At 37.4% G+C, this 3,744-nt stretch carries 5 protein-coding genes and 1 pseudogene; 5 read left to right on the forward strand and 1 reads right to left on the reverse strand.

The annotated features are described in order from the left end of the window. Both FTV41_RS13795 and FTV41_RS13800 read left to right on the forward strand, forming a co-directional pair. A pseudogene (locus tag FTV41_RS13795) lies at positions 1 to 144 on the forward strand (replication initiation protein); the annotation flags it as partial. Positions 145 to 193: 49 nt separating this feature from the next. Next, positions 194 to 745 (forward strand): plasmid replication DNA-binding protein, encoded by a 552-nt coding sequence (locus FTV41_RS13800; protein ID WP_179996704.1) that lies wholly within the window; start codon positions 194 to 196, stop codon positions 743 to 745. A 231-nt stretch (positions 746 to 976) separates the two neighbouring features. Here the strand turns inward: FTV41_RS13800 and tet(39) are convergent, their stop codons facing one another. Further along, positions 977 to 2,164, reverse strand: coding sequence for a tetracycline efflux MFS transporter Tet(39) (gene tet(39), locus FTV41_RS13805; protein WP_004856455.1), 1,188 nt, complete (start codon positions 2,162 to 2,164; stop codon positions 977 to 979). Positions 2,165 to 2,229: 65 nt separating this feature from the next. On the opposite strand from tet(39), the gene FTV41_RS13810 reads away from it, so the two are divergent. The 3 genes from FTV41_RS13810 to FTV41_RS13820 all read left to right on the forward strand — a co-directional run. Beyond that, the gene (locus tag FTV41_RS13810; RefSeq protein WP_004787586.1) at positions 2,230 to 2,871 is read left to right on the forward strand and encodes a TetR/AcrR family transcriptional regulator C-terminal domain-containing protein; all 642 of its coding nucleotides are present in this window, start codon (positions 2,230 to 2,232) and stop codon (positions 2,869 to 2,871) included. Between the two features lie 323 nt (positions 2,872 to 3,194). Next, positions 3,195 to 3,491, forward strand: a complete 297-nt coding sequence (locus FTV41_RS13815) for a type II toxin-antitoxin system RelE/ParE family toxin (RefSeq protein WP_004787583.1) — start codon at positions 3,195 to 3,197, stop codon at positions 3,489 to 3,491. Between the two features lie 3 nt (positions 3,492 to 3,494). Further along, the coding region (locus tag FTV41_RS13820; protein WP_179996705.1) for an addiction module antidote protein at positions 3,495 to 3,744 on the forward strand (250 nt) is incomplete at its 3' end.

Consider the following 3,744-nt stretch of genomic DNA (forward strand, 5'->3'; position numbering starts at 1 on the left):
TCTCGCCTACATGAACTGTCTCATTTAGCAAATCAAGGTGAAAGCTATGAAGAGTTAGCCATTAAAATTAAAGATATGCTCAGAGATCCAGTACAACAAAAACAACTTCTTCCACATCTTAAAGATCTAGGTTTTAACGTTTAAGTACATTACAGTTCATGTAATGACGGACTAAAACCATAATTAAAGAACTATGCCTAAATTTACTGTTGCGGAATTAGCTAAAAAATATGGAATCGCTCGTACATCTATTTATGATCGTATGAAGAATGGTTCTATTAGTTATGAAATTGACTCTAAGAATCGAAAAGTCATTGATTTTAGTGAAATGCAACGTGTTTACGGTATGCCTAACAGTCAGGCTGACAGTAAGCCTGATAGTAAGGAAACTGACAACACTACAGTTGAACTGTACAAGCAATTGATTGAAGAATTACGACATGATAAATCAGTTGCCGAAGAACGTGAAAGGCGTATGTACAAAGAGATTGAGCAACTTAAAGATAAAATTGACAACCTAACATTAGCACTTGGCTATACACCTAAAAATATTCAGCCTGACAGTCAGGATTACAGTACAAATGAACAAATCCGTACAACTACAGACTTACAAGAAATTGTACAGCCCGAACAAATTACAGCAATAGAAAATAAGCCTATTCAGCAAGCTGCTACGATAACACCGGAACCTAAAAAACGAGGTTTATTGGGCCGAGTGCTACATGCTGTTTTAAGTGATGACTAGAGGTTGAATTGTTTACCAAGGCTTATTAAAACCGTGAAACATTGATTAAATAGTAGGCGTGGAACGTGAAAAATCATAAAAAAAACCCACCTTGGGGAAGGTGGGCTATCAACTAGAAACTACATCATTGATTTCTAAGGATAATTATAAAGCATTTCGTATAACGTGTATTATGTTAATTTTAGATAAACTATAGAATCCATTAGTTTTTAAACCAATAAATTAAATATTTTATGGAACTCCAGAATATTTATTCAGGCGATACTTAAGCAATAAGGGTAGGGTGATTACATAAAGTATTGCAGCTAATGCCCATACCATTCCAGGAGCTGATGCCTGAGTCATAAAATAGAGGCTAGTAACTAATACAGGACCAATTATAGCCCCCAGACTATTAAAACTGCTTAATAGCCCTTGTAATTCACCTTGTCTTTCATCACTAATACCTCTGGACATCATTGCTTGCAAAGCAGGAACGGCTACTCCACCAAGGGCAAACAATGGTAACAACGCAAAAGGCACCCATTCTTCAACAGCAATAGATAAAAGAAGTAAACCAATTGCATCGCAAGCTATTCCACATAACAACGTATTTTTCTCTCCAAACCTCTTTACCATAGGGGCGATAGCAAAAGCCTGTGCAATAGAATGGCATATTCCATAACTAGCAAGGGAAACACCTGCAATAAATATACTCCAGCCATAACGATCCTGCCCATAGATAACCCATAAAGTTGCGGGGACTTGTGAAACCAATGTGATAATTAAAAAGATACCAAGCAATGGAGCCATATTAGGTTGAGTGATCAAATAGGATAATTTCTTTAATATTGATTGCTCCTGAACCTTCTCAGTCATTTTATTGCTGTGTTTTGATTCTTTTAATAAGACTGCTGTCATTATTAAATTAATCCCATTCATAAAAGCAGCAGCAAAGAACGGTGCATGTAAGTTCCATTCACCCAAAACTCCACCTATTACCGGACCCGCTATAAACCCAATACCAAAGACAGCTCCAAGGAGACCAAACCTTTTTGCACGCTCATGGGCTGGAGTAATATCTGAAACATAAGCTGTTGCAACAGCCATGTTGGCACCTGTAATTCCCGCAAAAATACGACCAATATATAGCCACAATAGAGAAGGAGCAGCAGCCATTAGGAGATAATCAGCCGTTGCACCAGCAATTGAAATAATTAATACAGGTCGACGTCCAAATCGGTCACTCAACGCTCCAAGGATAGGTGCAAAAATGAACTGCATCAGAGCATACACAGCTAATAAAGCACCATAGTGAACACCGCCTGCTTCAGCTCCAGCCAATGACCGTAATAATTCAGGCAAGATCGGCATAATTAAACCAATCCCAACAGCATCCAGAAATATAGTGATTAAAATCACGCTCAATGATTTCTTCACAAATGCCTTCTCTAGCAATGATAGAATTAATATTCTCTCACACACTCCCTATCAGTGATAGATTTATGAGTAAAAAAGATATTGCACCTCAACGTCTGACACGTGAAATAGTCCTGCGTACCGCATTGGATATGTTGAATGAAGAAGGCATAGATTCAATAACCACACGCAAGCTAGCTCAACGATTGGGTATTAAATCTCCAACTCTATATTGGCATTTCAAGAATAAATCCTTGTTAATGGAAGCAATGGCGGAAACCATTATAAATGAACACCATTTAGTTTCTTTACCCATCGATGGGATGACATGGCAAGATTGGTTGCTCGCTAATTCTGTAAGCTTTCGTCGAGCACTACTAGCTTACCGTGATGGTGCTCGTCTACATGCAAGAACTAGCCCCAGTCAAGGACATTTCAACACGATTGAGGCCCAAGTTGCGCTGTTATCTCATGCTGGGTTTTCTCCTGTTGAAGCAGTTGCATTACTTATGACATTAGGAAGGTTTATTGTTGGGTGGGTCCTTGAGGAGCAGCAAGAAGAAATAAGATCAGACCCACCATTCGAAGCCGATCCAACTATATATCCACTCATGCTCCAAGGAGTGAATACCTTACAAAATATGAATGCGGATGACATTTTTGAAAATGGGATTCGTATGGTGATTATCGGTGCTGAAAGACAACTTGATATTAAAATGCAAACTTAACTCTATACTGCTTTAAGCAACTGTTCTATTTAGTAATAAAGCTTTTATCCTTAATTATTTAACATAATAGAGCTTATACGAAACGCAATTTAAAATATTATTGTTTTTCATATAGTTATAAAATTTTGACTGACTTCAAAAACAGTAAAAAGCCGACTTAGAAACAAGTCGGCTTTTTTATGAGCAGGTTTGATACCTTTTGCCAAGAACATAGGTTATTAAATAATCAATTGATAAAATATATTCTTATTATTTCATTTACTCATAAAATATATTCATTATAATGTTGTGTATTCGATCGAATACAATAAAGAGGAACTTTCATGACCGAGATTAAACGTCTCCCTGAATTTGATGAATGGCTAGATAGCATTAAAGACAGTATGACCCGTCTTAAACTGAATCGAAGATTAGATAAGGTTCAGCGTGGTAATTGGGGCGATGTAAAGCATCTTCAAGAAGGTGTTTGGGAAATGCGAGAGTTCTTCGGACCAGGTTGGCGCATGTATTACATCAAACATGGTGATGTAATCATTGTGATGCTTGGAGGTGGTGATAAATCTACACAGCAAAAGGATATAGAACGAGCTGTTGATTTATCAAAATCTTTAGAGGATTGAAAAATGGTTAAAATAGCTGATCTACCTAGCTTTGACATGGCAGAAGCACTTAAGAGTGAAGAAGATATTGTAATGTATCTTAATATGGTTCTTGAAGAGAATGACCCTGCTGAACTAGCTCATGCACTTGGTGTAATTGCTAAAGCTCGTGGTATGACTCAAATCGCTAAAGAAGCAGGAATTGGACGTGAAGCACTTTACAAAGCACTCCGTCAAGATTCAGCACCTCGTTTTGATACGATTAATCGTGTAG

The sequence above is a fragment of the Acinetobacter sp. YH16051 genome, assembly GCF_013417135.1.
Lineage (GTDB): Bacteria > Pseudomonadota > Gammaproteobacteria > Pseudomonadales > Moraxellaceae > Acinetobacter > Acinetobacter towneri.